Annotated in this window: 17 protein-coding genes and 1 pseudogene; 10 read left to right on the top strand and 8 right to left on the bottom strand. The window is 57.0% G+C overall.

Translation table 11 applies throughout. The annotated features are described in order from the left end of the window. Nucleotides 1-127 precede the first annotated feature (127 nt). The 5 genes from ACFHWW_RS03245 to ACFHWW_RS03225 all read right to left on the bottom strand — a co-directional run bounded on the left by ACFHWW_RS03245 (nt 128) and on the right by ACFHWW_RS03225 (nt 3,054). Nucleotides 128-547 (bottom strand): MucR family transcriptional regulator, encoded by a 420-nt coding sequence (locus tag ACFHWW_RS03245; RefSeq protein WP_379937304.1) that lies wholly within the window; start codon nt 545-547, stop codon nt 128-130. A gap of 942 nt (nt 548-1,489) precedes the next feature. Beyond that, on the bottom strand, nt 1,490-1,717 hold the full coding sequence (locus ACFHWW_RS03240; RefSeq protein ID WP_379937303.1) for a hypothetical protein: 228 nt from the start codon (nt 1,715-1,717) through the stop codon (nt 1,490-1,492). A 225-nt stretch (nt 1,718-1,942) separates the two neighbouring features. After that, entirely contained in the window at nt 1,943-2,125 is a 183-nt protein-coding gene (locus ACFHWW_RS03235) for a hypothetical protein (protein ID WP_180942236.1), read from the bottom strand. 111 nt (nt 2,126-2,236) lie between these two features. Beyond that, nucleotides 2,237-2,500 carry a hypothetical protein gene (locus tag ACFHWW_RS03230; protein ID WP_379937507.1) on the bottom strand — a complete coding sequence of 88 codons (264 nt, stop codon included), beginning with the start codon at nt 2,498-2,500 and terminating at the stop codon, nt 2,237-2,239. A 263-nt stretch (nt 2,501-2,763) separates the two neighbouring features. After that, complete coding sequence (locus ACFHWW_RS03225) at nt 2,764-3,054, bottom strand: hypothetical protein (RefSeq protein ID WP_379937302.1); 291 nt, start codon at nt 3,052-3,054, stop codon at nt 2,764-2,766. 1,044 nt (nt 3,055-4,098) lie between these two features. Here ACFHWW_RS03225 and ACFHWW_RS03220 point away from each other — a divergent pair. The 9 genes and pseudogenes from ACFHWW_RS03220 (at nt 4,099) to ACFHWW_RS03180 (ending at nt 11,850) form a co-directional block, all read left to right on the top strand. Further along, entirely contained in the window at nt 4,099-4,437 is a 339-nt protein-coding gene (locus ACFHWW_RS03220; protein ID WP_379937301.1) for a DUF6074 family protein, read from the top strand. A gap of 418 nt (nt 4,438-4,855) precedes the next feature. Continuing rightward, nucleotides 4,856-5,308, top strand: a complete 453-nt coding sequence (locus ACFHWW_RS03215; RefSeq protein ID WP_379937300.1) for a transposase — start codon at nt 4,856-4,858, stop codon at nt 5,306-5,308. Nucleotides 5,309-5,561: 253 nt separating this feature from the next. Continuing rightward, a complete protein-coding gene (locus tag ACFHWW_RS03210; protein WP_379937299.1) occupies nt 5,562-6,170 on the top strand; it encodes a hypothetical protein in 609 nt (202 codons plus the stop codon). A 130-nt stretch (nt 6,171-6,300) separates the two neighbouring features. Further along, complete coding sequence (panD, locus tag ACFHWW_RS03205) at nt 6,301-6,753, top strand: aspartate 1-decarboxylase (RefSeq protein WP_379937298.1); 453 nt, start codon at nt 6,301-6,303, stop codon at nt 6,751-6,753. Nucleotides 6,754-7,032: 279 nt separating this feature from the next. Continuing rightward, nucleotides 7,033-8,151, top strand: a pseudogene (locus tag ACFHWW_RS03200) (IS110 family transposase). Nucleotides 8,152-8,488: 337 nt separating this feature from the next. After that, a complete protein-coding gene (gene tnpA, locus ACFHWW_RS03195; RefSeq protein WP_379937297.1) occupies nt 8,489-8,992 on the top strand; it encodes an IS66-like element accessory protein TnpA in 504 nt (167 codons plus the stop codon). A 585-nt stretch (nt 8,993-9,577) separates the two neighbouring features. After that, entirely contained in the window at nt 9,578-9,991 is a 414-nt protein-coding gene (locus tag ACFHWW_RS03190; protein ID WP_379937296.1) for a ParB N-terminal domain-containing protein, read from the top strand. Between the two features lie 274 nt (nt 9,992-10,265). Further along, complete coding sequence (locus tag ACFHWW_RS03185; RefSeq protein ID WP_379937295.1) at nt 10,266-11,267, top strand: PLP-dependent cysteine synthase family protein; 1,002 nt, start codon at nt 10,266-10,268, stop codon at nt 11,265-11,267. 103 nt (nt 11,268-11,370) lie between these two features. Next, nucleotides 11,371-11,850 carry a GNAT family N-acetyltransferase gene (locus ACFHWW_RS03180; protein ID WP_379937294.1) on the top strand — a complete coding sequence of 160 codons (480 nt, stop codon included), beginning with the start codon at nt 11,371-11,373 and terminating at the stop codon, nt 11,848-11,850. Between the two features lie 78 nt (nt 11,851-11,928). Here the strand turns inward: ACFHWW_RS03180 and ACFHWW_RS03175 are convergent, their stop codons facing one another. The 3 genes from ACFHWW_RS03175 to ACFHWW_RS03165 form a co-directional block, all read right to left on the bottom strand. Next, a complete protein-coding gene (locus tag ACFHWW_RS03175) occupies nt 11,929-13,164 on the bottom strand; it encodes an MFS transporter (RefSeq protein WP_379937293.1) in 1,236 nt (411 codons plus the stop codon). Nucleotides 13,165-14,213: 1,049 nt separating this feature from the next. Beyond that, the gene (locus tag ACFHWW_RS03170; RefSeq protein WP_379937292.1) at nt 14,214-15,008 is read right to left on the bottom strand and encodes an IclR family transcriptional regulator; all 795 of its coding nucleotides are present in this window, start codon (nt 15,006-15,008) and stop codon (nt 14,214-14,216) included. 20 nt (nt 15,009-15,028) lie between these two features. Continuing rightward, entirely contained in the window at nt 15,029-16,192 is a 1,164-nt protein-coding gene (locus tag ACFHWW_RS03165) for a M24 family metallopeptidase (RefSeq protein WP_379937291.1), read from the bottom strand. Nucleotides 16,193-16,402: 210 nt separating this feature from the next. On the opposite strand from ACFHWW_RS03165, the gene ACFHWW_RS03160 reads away from it, so the two are divergent. Next, a complete protein-coding gene (locus tag ACFHWW_RS03160) occupies nt 16,403-17,155 on the top strand; it encodes a substrate-binding periplasmic protein (RefSeq protein ID WP_379937290.1) in 753 nt (250 codons plus the stop codon). The last annotated feature ends 9 nt before the right edge of the window (nt 17,156-17,164 follow it).

Raw genomic sequence — 17,164 nt, 5'->3', positions numbered from 1 at the left:
GAAAAGATTGCTCTACGAGACAGCTGCGCAAGTTGCACAACAGATGTGACAGCTATTTCCGAGATCATTTAGCGACACTTCGAACCGATCGCTGGCCAGCCGAAGCTGCGGCGTCTAACTCTGGTGCCTACCGTTTCTTGCCCAAGCCGGTTGCGCGCGCGAGGGCCGAGCGTTGTTGAGCATAGTTTGGAGCAGTCATCGGGTAGTCATCCGGAAGACTCCATTTTGCACGATATTCCTCCGGTGTGAGCCCGTACTTTGCCATCAAGTGCCGCCTTAGCGTTTTGAACTTTTGGCCATCCTCGAGGCAAATGATGAAATCGGCCGTCACCGACTTCTTGATCGGAGCGGCGGGGCGACGTTCTCCAACGGCAGGGGCAGGGTCGGCCGTGCCTGGCTGAGATGAGCGGCTCAGTGAGGAATACGTCTGCTCAATAAGACTGGGCAGGCCCTCAACAGGAACGACGTTGCGGGTCAGATAAGCGGTGACGATTCGGCTCGTCAGCTCAAGCTTCCGTTCCTCGTTGCCCGAATGTGATTCACTCAACGTCTTCTCCTTTGTCTTCATGTCGGTCCGATTCGTTCAAGGTGCAGGTATTTCGGCCGGAAGGAAGGCGGTGACAGACGCTGATTGGTCTTTTTCGACAGATTCCCGTCTTTTTTTATGTCTTGATCTGTCGACTCATTCGCATTTGCCAGAGTCCGTTGCGGTTTCTATCCTGTTGCACCAGAGGAACACGGGAGGGATGCCGACCGAGTCGCCGAACTGTCCATAAGTTAGTCGCAATGTGCCACGTGTCGCAGCGCTTACGAGTTCGTTTCTGAGCCGCTTAGCTACGCCGGTTAGAGTCTTCGTCATTTGTTGCCCCATCCATCGCGACCGGTGCCCTTTTACGACTGGGCATCGTGATCTGTCGATGATCCCCCGCGCCACCGCGTTCGATCCTCAGCCTCTAGCGTGGCCGCCCGGCCGAAGCAGTAGGCGCGCCGCGTCCATGCAAGATCTTCCCTATCTTCAGCGACAACTCGTCGAGCGTTGCCATAACTCGGTTCACTTGCGACAGGGTGGCGTTCATTTCAGGGCCGTATCTGGTGACGAGGTATTCTCTGCTGGATGACAGGGTCGCCAAGTGCTGTTCTGTGCGCTTGCGCAAGAGTAGGCCTGCATCAATCGCTATTCGCGCTCGTTCGCTGACATCGTGTTGAAGGCCGCGAAGGGACTTAGAGTCGTACCCTCTGGTGATGAGATATGCGTTCAGGTGCAGCTCAATCGAGTGGAGGGCCAGAAGCCGGCGGGGAGCGTGGGATAACTGCTTACCCCGTGGCGCGTGTTCGCCAAGCAATTTAGCGGCCATCCTGTAATGCCCCGCTAACTCAAGAATGTCGTCAACGCTCGCCGCGTCCCCAGGATACGCTAAATCCACGAACGATCTCCTACCCCCACGCACTGCAACCGACAGGTCGTAGGCTGTCACAGTGCAAGTCGCGGTCAAGGATTAGGGGCGCCGCCCAAACGGGGTACTGGTGCCCCGTGTAGTCTTCTTTCGTCGTCTATGGCTCGATCGATCGCCTCGATGCTCATCTGAAATTCAATCACGCCCTTTGCAGTTGCCACGATCTCCCCCGGCTCGTTATTGCTGGCAACCGCGCGTCGACGCTCGACCAATTCCTCACGCAATCTCAACAGGTTATCGATGTGTTCCTTGCTTCTCGCCACGCCATCTCTCCCGCGACATCTGTAGCCGTATAGATAGTTTGGCATCTCACGAGCAGTAGGCAACAAAAAAGGCCGGGGCTACCCCGACCTTCCTGCAGCCATTGCCAGTACATCCGTGGTCAATGGCGAGATTGCTACCTCTTAGCCGTCGAGCGTGACGACAGCGTGACAATTGCTTGACGCGTTCGGTCGGCGCCGTATGCAGCGGAATGCCGCCGGCAGAACCTATGCCGTCCCACCTGTAACCGGATTCACTTTCGGCTTTTCGCTCGTGTCCTTAGCGCCAGGTGGCTGAACCGTAGACGGTGCAATCGACTCCTCATCCTGATGCTTCTTGCGGTCCGCGGGTTGATGGACGTCGGCAGGCGTCGCCTGTTCCGGCTTTGCGTTGGTATCCTTGGTTGCCATGACTTCCTCCGTGCGTATGACGGAAAACGGCGGCGGACGGTGAGGGGTTCCTTTATGTCACGGCATCAGCGACTACCACTCACGCGCCTCGTCAGTTAGCGCGTTCAGGTGTCAATGCAATTTCTGTACCGGTTCGTCTAGAAAGCTCCGCATGCCATCACGCTGAACGGTGGTCAGAAATTCTGCGAATGCTTCTCGATCGGTGTCGAAGGTGTCATTCCAGACGGTAGTGTTTCCTTCCTCGTCGAACACCTCGAGCGTCCAGTCGGAGTTTGTCCCGGCAGGACGGAAAATGCGCAAAATGACAGTCACATCGTCATCGACAAATTCGCCGCAGAATTCAGAAAACTCGTATTGCTGGTCGCTTTCAGGCATGGACATTCATAACACGTTCCGTGAGCGAACACGATTGCTGGCTTGCCAGCGCATCCCGTCGCCCTGGCCTCCTCTGGCCACGAAAAAGCCCCGCGCGAGGGCGGGGCAAATCCCGCTATCCAGTTGCCTTCCTTGGATGCGGGGACGCAGCCGAAGAGAATCAGCTACGCAGAGACGCTATCTACGCTTTCACCAGAGAGGAAGTCCGATTCCACGTTTCCGCTGCGCCTCTTCAAAACACACGGGGGCAGGGTAAACGCATTTCATTCCTTGCCATCAAGCAGAATCTTCAACGTCCTGATCATATCGGCGGCATCGATGAGAGTGTCTCGGATCTCTGCAGCGGAGAGGCTATCCGTTCGGGCCACCGCCACCTGAAGATCAATCACAACATCCTTCGCTCGGTTGCTGCCTGGTATCCCGATCTCCTCGCGCATGTCGCGTATTGTCGCGATCGAGCGGTTGATGAGCCGCTTGACTTCGAACGGCGTCAGCCTGTCCGCTTCGTTGGCGGCTCTGATCAGCTCGGCAATGAATTGGGTGGTGAGGCTCATGCTTGGTTTGGATCATTGGTGGGGAAAACGCAATTTGTGAATTCGCGGCTCAGGCGCCCTTCGCTGAAATGCTGGCGAGGAGGATCGATGCATGTTGCTCTCGTTTCATGCTCGCGGCGCCGCGACATCCGAACGCAACCGCCGAAGAGCACAACGGGAGGGCGTGACCATAAACGGTGACAAACTATGGACCGACGAGGAGATATCCTTCGCCATCACCACCTGCAGGAAATCGCTCGAAAACGACCGCACCGGACGCCAAGGCTATCGAAATGAAGCGGATAAGATTGGGCTTGTCTAAGCAAATCCATTTTTGGACAGCGGCAGAGATATCAAAACTTCGCCGCATGTACCCAAGAAGTTCGCAGGAAGAAATCTGTGCTGCATTCCCACATTCGACGTGGGTGAACATTAGCCAGGCCGCCCGATATCACGGGTTCCGACGCGAGAAGCCCGCCTGTAAACCCACGGGGCGCACGCGGCCGTCGACCAAATACGCGAGAAATGCCACGAGATCAGGTGGTCAATGGTAGACCTCGACCGAGAAGCAGGAACTAGAGCGGGATGCGCTCACATGCGTTCGCGTCACCGCTCTATCTGTTTGTTTTTACCGCATTTGTGCGACGTCAGGTGATTCCACCTGACTGCAAAATGCTCTGACATACTTCAAGAGAAGCGGTTGGTACCGCAAGCGTATCAATTACAAGGCCGTTGGGCGAGCGCTGGAGGCCCTGGATGCCAAATGACGATCAAGTGGCGGGATGAGTCCGACGGTCGCTCGATCCGCATCACCTGAGACTTGGTTCTAGCTGTGTGAGGACCGTCGGCGGGAATACAGCCTCAGCCGTTCCGTTTCCCTACCAGCCCGACGCTTGGCTGGCCGTGGTTTAGGAATGCCCGTTGCTCGTCGCGGCATTCAAGCCAATCAAGTCATAAAGCTGAATTTGCCACACTGGCCCGTCTCGCGAATGAGGCGGGCTTTTTTGTTTCCGGTATTTTTTGCACCGATTCATGTCGCGTGGTTTCGCGTTTCCTTGAGCCGGCATGAGCAATCTGTTTAATCTTTGTGAAGGACTGGCGGCGATTGTGGCCATATCCTCAGGCGATTCGCCTGCCAATGATGGAGACAGCATGACGGTTCTGCAGTTCCCGCCTAATCGGCGCATGGGCGATGTCAAACGCTGCGCAGAAGCCCTCCAGAGGCTCCATGGAGAGCACGCAAACCGTTTCTGGCGGTCTGAGATGACCGACTTTGCCGCCGCGCTCAGAAGGTCGGGCGTTGTCGAGGAAGAGATATCGCGCCAAGCCAGCCTATTCATGCACGCGGTACAGATGGAGCTGCAAGTGGCGTTCGCCATCGAAGAGAACAACGCGTCCGCTTAACCTGATCCGGCGCGATTGGAAATCATTCCCGGTTGGCCATCCCCTAACATGTCGCAGGGATCGGCCGTCATCCGGAAGAGCCGCTGCCAATCGTCTGCGGCTGAGTATCCACGTTGGCTGCCATCGGGGCGGGGCGATCGAAGTACTGCCGGATCGCTCGGACAGGGCAACTTGCCAAGTTCCCGTGTCGATCACCCCTGGACCGTCCAGCCGGTGATAGAGACCAGAACGGACCTCCGCTACCACACGTCCCCCAGCATTCAGCGTTGGCGCCGATCAGGGCCGACAGGTGGCCGCTCCACAGCCTCATATCGGCGTGGACCCAACATCAACCATGCGAAAAATAGGAGTTTGACGGTTCTGTTGACTCTGTAGTTCACTCAGCCGACAACAGACGATGGCTAAGGAGGGTCTAGGGATGGCTGACGAGAGTAATACAGGGCAGATCTCTGCGGTTGCAGAGACGAATGCCGAAGCGAAACCACCGACGGGTAAGAAGCAGAGGTCGCCACGGCGTCAGAAGACCGCTGCCGAACCGGTTCGAACTGCCGCAAAGCCGGCCGCTAAAATCAGGAAGTATAGCGAACCAGAAAAAAGCGAGAAGCTCAAGCTGATCGAAACGCAGGTCGCCGAAGGCAAAGGCACACTTAAGGAAGCTATCAAGAGCGCCGGCATATCGGAACAAACCTACTATCAGTGGAAAAAGGCTGCAAAGTCCGCTGATGAAGGAGACAAGAAGCCCCTTCCGGCTGGAGATGAATTGGCAGATCTCGTCCAGCTTGAGGAGGAGAATCAGAGGCTTCGCAAAATTCTGGCGGAAAAGTTGCGCGCGGAAAATGCCGAACTGCGCAAGAGGCTCGGCCTGGATTAGATATGATTCGCGCGCAGGCGCTCAGTTTCCTCAATCGTCCCAATCCCGCGTGACAGGCGTAATTGGGGCTGGCCTCGAATTTTTCTGCAGAACGGCTGTCAGACGCATTTCGACTACGCGGTGGCGCGAGAGACAAGTCGACGCGCTCGCGCGCTTGTTAGTTGAAGCGCGCGGTGAGGAGATATATGGGTCCGCCGGCGAGCGCAGCGGCGCCGATTAGTGTTGGTTTCAGGAATTACCAGGGTGCAGGTATATGAAAGTGCCACAACGGAACTTCGTTGTTGAATTCAAGTCGGCGCGCCGACAACCAAAGGCGAAGACGAACTCAATTTGGGGCGACACAGACCTCAAGGCGTTGGCCCGCGCAGTAGAAGATGAGGCGTCGCACCTGTTCAATTCAACTGAAGCACCTGTCACGCCAGACACCGACGACATCACGCCGGCTGAGCCGATTAATGCAGGCTCTGCCAGCGAGGGCGCAGACAACATTGAAGTGGCCCCACCAGCAGTGTCCGCGGTCTCGGAAGCAGGAGTCGAAGTGTCCGAGCAGCCCGAGGCGGAAGGTCCGGCAGCCGAAACTGTTGCGCAAGCGCAGGAAAGCCAGCCGGCATCGCAGCCGCGAAGAGCATCACGTGGCACTTCTCGAACGCGCACGGCACATATGAACGCAATCACCCCTACTTCTGTGCCTGTATTTAGCGATCGAAGCAGGCAGTACGACACGGCAAATCACCTGATTTCTTTCGAGGAACTCGCGGCTCTTGACGTAGAAAACAGGCGGCTTAAGAGGCTTTTGGCTGAACAGCTTCGTGCACAGAACTCGCAGCTCAAGAGGATGCTTGAGCGGTTTGCTGCCGCATAAGCAAGGTCCACCCGTAAGATTGCCGGTATGGCTGGATGAGCAATGCAAGCCAAGCCTGGACTGCGGTGAGGAACCCTCGACTTGCGAACTTTATCTATTAGAGCGACGACGGAAGTGACGGTGAAGTAAATTGAGAAAGCTGGTCGCAGGCAAATTGCATGGCATCCACGTGACCGAGTCAAATCTCAATTATCACGGATCAATTACGCTGGATCCGGATCATTGCGAGGAAGCCGGCATTCTGCCCATGGAGTTCGTTGAGATCTGGAACAAGAATTCCGGCGCACGGATCTCCACGTACGTTATCCTTGGTGAACGCGGCTCAAGGTGCTGCATTCTTAACGGAGCCGCGGCACGTACCTGTCAGCCAGGTGACCAGATCATCATTTGCAATTCCGTCTATCTCGACGAACGCCAGATCACCTCGTTGAAGCCGAAGGTCCTCACGTTCGATGAGAACAATCATATACGCGACCGGTTGAGCTACTCAGTTAGCGTGGGTGTGGATGGGAAGTACACCTTCGAAATCCTCGATCACGCGCATACCGCCTTGAGCATCCCGCTGATGGTGTCTGGCGCATAGCGAGCACCACCACGTGCCGCGATAGGAGCGGCCAGTTTACAGTCCTTTCGAGCAGACAAGCCTCCTGCTTGGAGGCGAGGCGTCTTCCCGAGACCCCTCGTTAACACGTATGCCTCCAGTGACGGCCGCCTTGCCGAGGCAGGCTGAAGGCTGCAAGTCCTAGTGCAAATACTAGACCGTATGTTCGTCGCGTGAAGGTGGCTCGCCCCCGGAATATGCTGCGCGGGGGATTGCTCTGGATGGGCCAGAGCAGAGCCCCAAGCTTAGCGAGGGCGAACCATGAAGGAAAATAGCGAAATCTTCGTCGGACCAGACGTCTCGAAACTGAAGATTTCTGTCGCGGTCGCGGAGAGTGAGCGCGGTGGCGAGGTGCGCTTCTTGGGCGACATCTCTTCGGAGCCCGCCTCGGTGGCGGCAATGGTCCGCAAGCTTTCCAAACGCGGAGGCACTCTTCACTTTTGTTACGAGGCCGGACCTACAGGTTACGGTTTATACCGACAGATCGTAGAATTGGGCCATCAATGCGCTGTAGTCGCACCGTCACTTGTGCCCAAGCGGCCCGGCGACCGGGTGAAGACAAATCGTCGGGATGCGATGAGCTTGGCACGGCTGCATCGCGCGGGCGAATTGACGCCTGTCTGGGTCCCTGACGAAGGCCACGAGGCAATGCGCGACTTGGTGCGCGCACGCGATGCGGCCCAGGAAATGCAGAAACAATTGCGCCATCAGCTCCAGTCCTTTTTACTTCGTCACGGCCGAATTTACACAGGGCGCAAGCCGTGGACACGAGCGCATGCACGTTGGCTGGCGAGCCAGGCCTTCGAACATCACGCCCATCACGTTCTCCTCGCGGAATATTGCCAGGCTATTGACGACGCCACAGTGCGCCTGGATCGGTTGAGCGCGCTTGTCACCGACACCGCTGCATCCTAGTCTATGGCTCCGGTGGTGGCTGCTTACCAAGCGATGCGCGGCGTGGCGTTCATGACAGCGGTCACCTTCGTGGTCGAAATCGGCGATGTACGTCGTTTCGACAACCCTCGTCAGCTAATGGCATATCTAGGCTTGGTACCGTCAGAAAGCTCGACGGGCGAACGCATCAAACGTGGCGGGATCACCAAAGCGGGCAACATCCGGGCGCGCCGTGCACTCATAGAAGGGGCTTGGACATATCGCTACCCGGCGCGTGTGAGCCCGACGATCCAGGCTCGGCTTGTAGGCCTGCCGAAGGTAGTCCGGGACATAGCGTGGAAGGGACAGGTTCGGCTTTGCACGCGTTATCGCAGGCTGATCAGCGCCGGCAAGGCAAAGACAGTCGCGGTAACCGCTGTCGCGCGAGAAATGGCTGCTTTCCTATGGGCGATTGGACAAGAGGTTGCGCCGCTCGGGACGGTTTAGCTCGGTTAGTCGGCCCCAAATACGACCGCGGACGCAGAATACGGTCCCACACTTGATCATCTGTCTGTTGAACAAAGTTGGAGGCAGGGCCCCCGGTGGGGAATCCTCGATACTCCTATGTGGCAGAGACATCCAGGCCCGACACTAGACAGAGGCAGCCCCAGACGAACATACGGAAATGCGGTATCCAGCCCGCGAATGAGAGTATGCCAGCCGTCGTCGAAACGCTCTGTCTCCTGCTTTGTTCAACAACTCCGAAGGTTTGCCTGTCGTCATCAGACGAAAAGGGAAAGTCATGCCGGACTGACTTGCAAACGAACATAAGAGGAGTAGTCCTATGACAAAGCAGCTCGTTGAGGTGATCACATCGGTCGAACGGCGTCGGCACTGGCCGCGGGAGGAGAAGGAGCGGCTGGTCGCGGCGACGTTCGAACCGACCGCCAGTGTTTCGGAGATCGCTCACTCGGCCGGCATCCATGTGAGTCAGCTCTTCCGCTGGCGCAAGGAGCTCTGCCAGGTCTCCGCACCGTCCATCCCGCAACTCGTTCCCGTGGAGATCGCCGCGGCGCTGCCCGCACCCGCGTCACTGGAGCGGCCGGTCGCTCGATCGCGCAAGAAAGCCAGCATGGAGGCGATCGAGCTCGGCGGTGGCCGTCGCCTGCGCGTGGAGAGCGACGTCGACACCGAAGCTCTGGCCCCATCCTCGATGTTCTGGAGCGGCGATGGGAAGCTCACTTCGGCTCACAACTTGCGCTACCGATATCCGACCGCTAACCCCTACGCTAGACGGGGTCTCCTTGCCGCTTACGATAGCACGCGGCTTGGTGAGAATGACCAGTAATAGACTGGATATGTCACACCAATATCGAGGAAACGCGGGCTACCTACATCGGGTGCGGCGGCTGCTACTTTGCATGCGAGGCGGGAACAAGGAGGTTGATTCACGGCTGGCAAGATATCGCGTTGTCCTACTGCTTCCTGAGGCTTCCCATTGTCGCAAAACTCCTGAATTTGGCGGCCTCTCACCCGGTGCCATTCGTTCGGCAGGTATTGCGCTTGCTCCGTTCCATTTAGGCGGTTCCCGCGAAGCCTCCACCGCTCGCACGGCTCTGGGAAGCAGGAGGCGTCCGTGTTTCGCGGACCAAGGGGAGGATGCGCGGAGAACCGACGATAGGTGGGTGATCGGGGCGCCCGGCGACATAGGCGAGCGGTACTTCTTGTAGATTGCCTTCGTAAGGTGTCTTGGCCGAGATCGGCCCTTTTTCCTGTCAGCCTTAGATTTCTCGGAAACATTACCAAAGCTAGGATGCTTCAGACAGTCTTGTCGGATATGCGACAGAGCGAAAACGTTATTCAGAAACGATTTTTCCTTTTGGCACTGCAATTGCCTTGCTATCCGCAACCGCGCCACCAAGGGAGAAAGCCTTTGCCGCTCGCGAAGCCCAATTCGAATTTCTCAGTCGTCAGACTGCCGGTCAGCCAACTCCGACCAACCGAGAGGATCAACATTGATCGTGCTCACACGCTCGCCAAGATGATCGCCGAAAACGGTCGGTGGACCCGGCCAATCTTAGTTGAACAGCACCATTCGGTGATCATGGATGGTCATCATCGCCATTTTTGCGCCACGGCGCTTAAACTGTCGTTTGTTCCATGTGTATTGCTATCCTACGACGACCCAAATTTGCATGTGAGCTACTGGTCAGATCCCACACCCGTCTGCGTGGAGCAGATCATCCAGGCCGGCCTGACCGGCGACCTGTTGAACTTCAAGACGACCCGGCACACGTTGCAGGTCGCGCTGCCAACCTGTTCGGTAGCTCTCGATGATTTGAGATGAACGGCCCTTTGATGCAGCTAACTTTCTACCGAGCTGCAAACCCTCTGTTGGGTAGGCGAACGCTTTTCAGCCCCCAGGACGTTGGAGATGGCCGCTGGCCGTGGTGTCGTTTAGCGCCGACGTGGCTGCTCTGGCGACTCTGCGATGTGAGCGGCCTCGCGACACGATACTCGCTCTATGTACTCGCTGGACGCAGCTGTCTTGACTGTCGGGCCATCCGGTGTCGCCGCCTGATATTCGGCGCGCCAACCACTTCGCAAAGAGGATTTGCCCCGTGATTGTAAATAGCATTCTTGAGACTATCGGACGCACGCCCTTGCTGCACCTGCCTTTACGGGACGGTGAGGTCGATCTCTATCTCAAGCTGGAAATATTCAACCCTACCGGCTCGATGAAGGACCGAATGGCGTTAAGCATGGTCAACAGCCTGCCTCTCACGCCAAATGAGGCAACTGCCGATATTGTCGAGTCCTCTTCAGGGAATACGGCCAGTGCGTTGGCCATGATCTCTGCCGTGCGTAGACTCGTATTCACTGCCCTCATGGACTCCCATGCAAGCCTCGACAAGATCCTTACCGTTCGCGCATTCGGTGGCGATGTCAGAGTCGTGGGCAAATCCGATGGCGCCCTTGCCACAGACGAGCGTGACGAAGAAGCTAAGCGGATCGCCACCGAAGAGGGTGCGCACTGGACCGAACAGCACAACAATCCAGCCAATGCCACTGGCTACGAAGGGCTGGCAGCTGAATTGCTAGACGACCTCGGGCCGACAATTACGCATTTTGTGTCGGCGATAGGTACCGGTGGGTCGCTTTGCGGGACTGCACATCAACTGAGGCCGCATATCCCTGGGCTCCAAGTGATTGGCGTCGAGCCTGTCGGAAGTGTGATTTTCGGAGGCCAGGGCGGCTGCTACCGTCAATCGGGTACCGGCACTCCAGAAGGCGCCAATGTAGGTTTGGTGATAGATTACGACGTGATAGATTTGGGTCGGAAAGTGAGCGACGACAAAGCCTTTTCGATGTGCCACTACATGGCACGTCACCACGGCTTGTTGGTCGGCGGCTCGACCGGCGGGGCGATCTACGAGGCGCTCAGCGTGGCCCGCGAAGCGCCAGTTGGATCGCGTATCGTTACCCTAGCCTGCGACAGCGGCACCAAGTATCTCGACACAATCTTCAATCAGGAATGGCTTTTACTTCATAAAATAAACCTCCTTGACGTTGAGGCGCAATTCGCGGATTTATTCGCTGCTCGCATTGGCAGTCCAAACTGATCGTTGTAAGGGCTGAGTCCGGGAACCTGAAATCACGGTGTGAGAAATACATTTGTGGACCGAACGGGTTTAGCAATCCGGCGTATTCAGCCATGAAGTCGATGTGTTCCGCCGAATTCGTCTGGAAGCGCTTCGTTCTGAGCCGTCCTTCTTTGCAAGCAGCTATGAAGAGTGGGCTACTCTATCCCTCGTCGAGTGGAAGAAGCGTTTGACTGATCCAGTCTTTGTTGCTTTTTACAATGCCGAGCCGGTAGGTATGGCCGGTTTACTTCGTCAGCGCGCAAGTAGGATGGCGCATCGTGCCACGATTATTATGGTTTATGTACGCAGGAACTTGCGGGGTGCCGGTCTTGCTAGTGATCTCTTGAGGATAGTTGCTGACCATGCCCGCACCGCTGGAATCCTGCCGTTAGAATTAACTGTCAGCGCAGAGAACACGACAGCCAAACGTTTCTATCTGAGGGAGGAGTTCATTGAGGTCGGCAGAATTCCTGGCGGGCTTCTCCATGATGGCAGGGAGATCGATGACATTGTAATGATGCGTCGCTTAAGTGAGCAGTGCGCGTTAAGTGAGGCCACCTAGTTGTGGAGCCTTCTGTGGTTGCCGCCCGTAAAGCAGATGATTCGTCCCTTCAGCTCCTTCGGCCACTGAAGTGCGACATTACAGAACCTCAGGCAGCGCTGTATCCGGAGGGATAGTAACGGTTGCGATGGCCGCGAGGGCAGAGGCTAGGCCAGCCAAAACGAAAATAGCCGGCAACGATTCCGTGACCACCATCCCTGCAATTGCCGAGCCCAGCGGAAAGCCTGCGAGGTTCAGGCTCATCGAAATAGACATTACACGGCCAAGCTGTTGCGGATTGGTGCGCCGTTGGCGCAAGGTCAGCATCGCGACATCGATAGGGCCGGACATCACACCGACGAGCATCAGACCGACTGCCAGACCACCGAATCCGAACTTCGCTGCCACCGGCCATGCCGCAAAAGCGGTGACGACCATTCCAGCCGCCATAACATTGCGCTCGCGTCCAGTGGTGCGCATATGTCCGACGAACAGTGCACCGACACCTCCGGCGATACCCATCACAGCCCACAAAAGCCCTGTTACTGAACTGCCCGCCGCGGCGTAGTGATCGGCCACAAACACCGGAACCACCACGTGAAGGGCGCCCCATGTGACTTGATACAGTGAATAGGAGACAGCCAGCCCGCGTAACGTAGGCTGCCGCGCCACAATATGAACGCCTTCAATAGCTTGGCGCAGAAATGACGTCTGTGCAGAAGCCAGTCCTGGCAAGCGCTGAACGTGGGACAAGCAGACCACGGCGCCTGCATATGCTGCGGCAATCACAAACATCGCAGTCTCCGGCCCGAGAGAGGCGACGACTACGCCCGCTATCGCGGGCCCAGCGACATCCACGATGGCAAAGACAGCGGTATCCAGCGCATTGGTCCGATCGAGCGAATGGGCTGGAACGAGTCGTGGTAGAAGAGTGCGGGTTCCCGCTGCTCCTAAAGGGCCGGCGAGCGAAACCAGCATCACCAGGATCAACAGGACCGGCGGACTGGCCCAACCGGCCCAAGCGGCGATGCTGATCGCGGCAATGAAGACAGCGCTGGCGATCATGTCGATCCTGACCGCAATTGTGGGCCCTATGTGATCAAGCAAAACGCCCGCGATCGGGCTTACAAGCAGGCCAGGAGCCATTGCTGCAAATGTAAGCCACCCTGCCAGAGCCGGTGACGAAAACCGCGCCAGCACGAACAAAACCAGTGTGAGGACGAACATCCGTCCGGCCAGACGGGACAGTGTTGCAGCAAGGATAAGGGGGAATAGGCCAGGTATCTTCAGAAGACCGCGGTATGAGTTCTGCTGATCCATGGTGACCTTGACCATTGAGAGAGCGAGTATGTCTGCTTCGGCGCGGGCAGTCGCTCGGGATACTTGATCGACAGGTAGTGGGCGGGTTCAACCGCGCGCAGGAACCCTGAAGAAGGAGGTTGCGACGGTAGTGTTCTTTCGACTGAGATTGATCCAGCGTCGGAGTAGACCCTTCGGCTGAAGAACGCGGCGGTCAGTACAGGTAGCATGCGACGTAGTTCAAATTGCAGCTCTGCCAAAACATCCGTAGCGGCGTCATTGGCGCGGAGCGACAGCTCCTGCTGCCCCGTGACGGAGGAGTTTCAAAAGTCGTGCCAACTGGCAGAAAAGAACTTCTGAAAAGACATTTCTGCCGTTACGCAATGACTTGAAGCGATCTTGACGCAGAGCCAAGCCGAACAGCTCGTGTCATAGATTCGACAAAACCGACAATCGTGTCGGTTACCTGGGCGCCTTCTCAGGAGCCGCATTCCCGGGTCAATTCAACCGCGTTCGCGCTGCCTCGAGACATGCTTGGTCATACGCATACGAGCTTCCGCACTGAGCGGATTTTCGTCGATCCCCGGACTGGCGCTCGGAAACGGCACAGGTCCGGCGCGAACTCCACACGACATCGATCACGGCCCAATCGGTTCGGGAAGATTACGCCAATTCGGGCCATCGCCCATTGTGCAAGCTATGCTCCGCTATGCGTCACGTCGCGCTACACACGGCGAGCATCGCAAGGGCCAGGGGACTCGGTTCGAACGGGTGCAGGCATCAATTGGCTGGAAGAATAACGGCGAGCCGCGCGATGTTACCCGAAAACCTCTCGCCCACGCCCGGTGACATGCAATATGTTCCAAAAGTGTCGCGAGATTACTGGTGACCACGGGCCGACCCAGCCGCTGCTCCAACGCTGCTATGCCCCGCAGCCATGAAAATTCGTGCGCCATCAGCGCTGTCCGGAATCCGCGGTGTCACCCAATGAGTTCCAGCGCAGAGAATTTCCTGACAGCGCTCAGCTCCACGAGCTTTGGATTGGCCACCTTTGCGGTGGAATCTGTGGCCATTTAACCAATCCATTATACTGCAAATCTGCTTATCCGTCTCGCAGCGGCCTTTATGACAGCTGCAGCTTCCTCGACGTCAATGTCCTTCGAAAAATATGGAGAAAATGCAAGGCTGATTGCAGTGGGCGCACCAGCTCTGGGCTGCGTGATCAGTGCGCCAACAGAAATAATCCCATCGACGTTTTCGTTTTGCACGACCGCATAGCCTCGCTCCCTGGTCTTGTGAAGGTCTTCGAGAAGGAGTCTTGGATCGGTAATCGTTTTGCTGGCGATCGCTGGAAGTGGCCCCGGCCCCAGAATTTCCAGCACTTTCTCATCGGGAAGAGAGGACAGAATGCACTTGCCGATAGCCGTGGAATGCAGGGGAATAACCTCTCCTGCTTCCGCACGGACAGTGACTGGAGCGTCCCCCGTGATGCACATCAGGTAAATTGCGCGACGACCTTGCAAGGCAGCCATGTAAGAATCGACGCGCAACTTCCTTGTGACGTCTTCGAGTTCCTTGCGCGCTTCGAGCAGCAAGGCGTCTCGCGCCATCAGGGATGCGCCAAAGATCAAGGTTTGGTAGCCGATCGAATACCGTTTCGTGTCGGGATCCCGCTGTAGATAGTGCCGCTCTGTTAGGGTGTTCACCAGCCTCTGAACGATGGCAGGACTTAGATCGAGAACGCGAGCGAGTTCTCGCGTTCCGATCGGCTTTTCTGCCTGATTTACAGCTTCCAGAAGTTCCAACCCTCGCTCGAGAGATTGGCTCTTCGAACCGTGATTGTTACTCGCTTTTCGCTCGCGCATGATGATGTCCGGCATGAATATCCTGTTTACGTTGGCTAACAGAGTTTCCGCGAGGTGTTCGTCAGCAGGTCATAGCCGGTATCAGTGACGATCACCGTGTCTTCGACCATCATTCCTCCCCACCCGATCTCGTAATACGGAGTTTCCACGCAGAGCACCATTCCACTTTCAAGAGGAGTCTCGCTGTTCGGCCCAATGACTGGGAACTCATGTGGTTCTAGCCCTATGCCATGCCCGCAGTGATTGCGCTGATAGCCAGGCAGGGCCCCGGATCGCACTTCGTTCATCGCCGCTTCGAAGACTGCGCAAGCAGAAATTCCCGGACGGATGAGTTCTAGTTCGCACGTTTCTCCACGCAGCAGAGCGTCGTAACGGTCACGTGCAAGTGCCCCAGGATCTCCGGCGGCGTAAGTGCGAGCCATGTCGGAGTAATATCCATTCACGGTTGCGCCGATATCCAGTCGTACGAGATCTCCTTCCTGCAGGAGCCGATTTCGCGCGTAGGCATCAACGCGACTGGAACGTTCACCGGACGTCACAACGACGAAACGGCAAATACCGCCGCCCAGCGTGATTATCTGCGTGATCTCAGCGGCGATTTCCAACTCGCTGGCACCTGGCTGGATCAGACCAGCAGCGCGTTCCACAGCCTTGTCAGTCAGGTGAGATACATATCGAAGCAGATCGAGCTCACCTGAAAGCTTAACCGCTCTAGAGCGGGAAAATGCACCAGCGGCAGACACGAGGGTCGCTCCAGGTATCGCCTCGATTGCGCACCGCAAGTCACTCTGACTTAAATCGAGCCCGATACGTCTGGATCGGTTTGTCAGCACCGTTGTCGCGGCCTTGAGGGCTTCAGACACAGTCCGGTTTGCTGCTGGCATGTCACGACAAGATGGCAGATTGCCGGAATTACATACGAAGAAGGTCCCATAACGCCAGATCGTCTCCGGATCGCTCAGCACCTCGAGAGCGGCCGCCGCATCGCTAGCACCTGTAACAAGTGCGATTCTCTCCGGCGTTGCGATCAATACCTGTGGGTATGGACCCCCGTCGTGAAGAATGGAGCGGTAACCAGATAGGTAGCCAATATGAACCGGATCGTCGGTTACCACCGCATCAAGATCCGGGTTCTGGGCGAAGAAGCGATCCCGGCACTGCTTACCGAGCTCGGATGGGTCAAGGAGAGATGTCGACATATAACCCCGCGTTGCGTTCCGATATTTGTGTGACCGTCTCGATTTTGTGGCCCTTCATTAGGATTGTCAATGCGTCCGTTGACCGGACAAACAATGTCTTGGCGCCTTCATGACAAATGTATGTCGAGTTCTTGACACAGCGAGGTGTTTCGTTTTTAATTATAGTGTTCCGTTTTTAGGAACACTACGGAGACGAGGGGAGGAGTTGAAATGGATAGACGTTACCTGCTTACGGTTTGCGCTTTAGCGCTCTCAATCGGGCTGGCCGGAGGGGCTGCAGCCCAGGACGCGCCCCGCGACGTCTCGATCGGAGTAGTGACCGACGCGCCGCCGTTCTCCTATGTCGAGAACAGCGAATACGTCGGTCTCAGCAACGATATCCTTCATCGCGTGGCTGAGCTCGAACACCTCAAGCTGAACTACCAGCCGATGAAGTTTCCCGCCCTCATCCCGGCCCTGCAGGCCGGCCAGATCGATATGGCCGTCAGCGGCATCTACGTGACCGATGCGCGCAAGAAGGTCATCAAGTTTTCCGATCCATACTACACGCAGGGCTCGGTGATCCTTGCGCCGGTGGCTAGCGAGATCGCCGCGGTTGCCGATCTGAAGGGCAAGACAATGGCGGCGGAACTTGGATCCGCAGCGCTCGACACTGCCAAGTCGCATGCCGATGAGTGGGGCGTCACCATCCGTGTCATTCACGACGTCGCAACCATGCAGCTGGCGATGAACAGCGGTGACGTCGACGCGATGATCTACGATTCCGGCATTGCCGCCTACCAGCTTCGCCTCGAAGGAGACAAGCCGACGATCAAGGTTATCGGTGATGTGGTCGAGCCGACGGGCATTGCCTTCGGTCTTCCAAAGGATAGCGACCTCGTCGCGGTCATCAATGCCGGCATGGCAAAGCTGGAAGCCAGTGGCGAAATGACCAAGATCAAGCAGAAGTACAAGCTGGACTGAAGGGAAGCA

It is taken from the genome of Sinorhizobium sp. P24N7 (genome assembly GCF_042436655.1).
Classification (GTDB): Bacteria; Pseudomonadota; Alphaproteobacteria; order Rhizobiales; family Rhizobiaceae; genus Sinorhizobium; species Sinorhizobium meliloti_A.
Note: the sequence above shows the minus strand (reverse complement) of the source record. Positions and strands in the feature narration are given on the sequence as shown.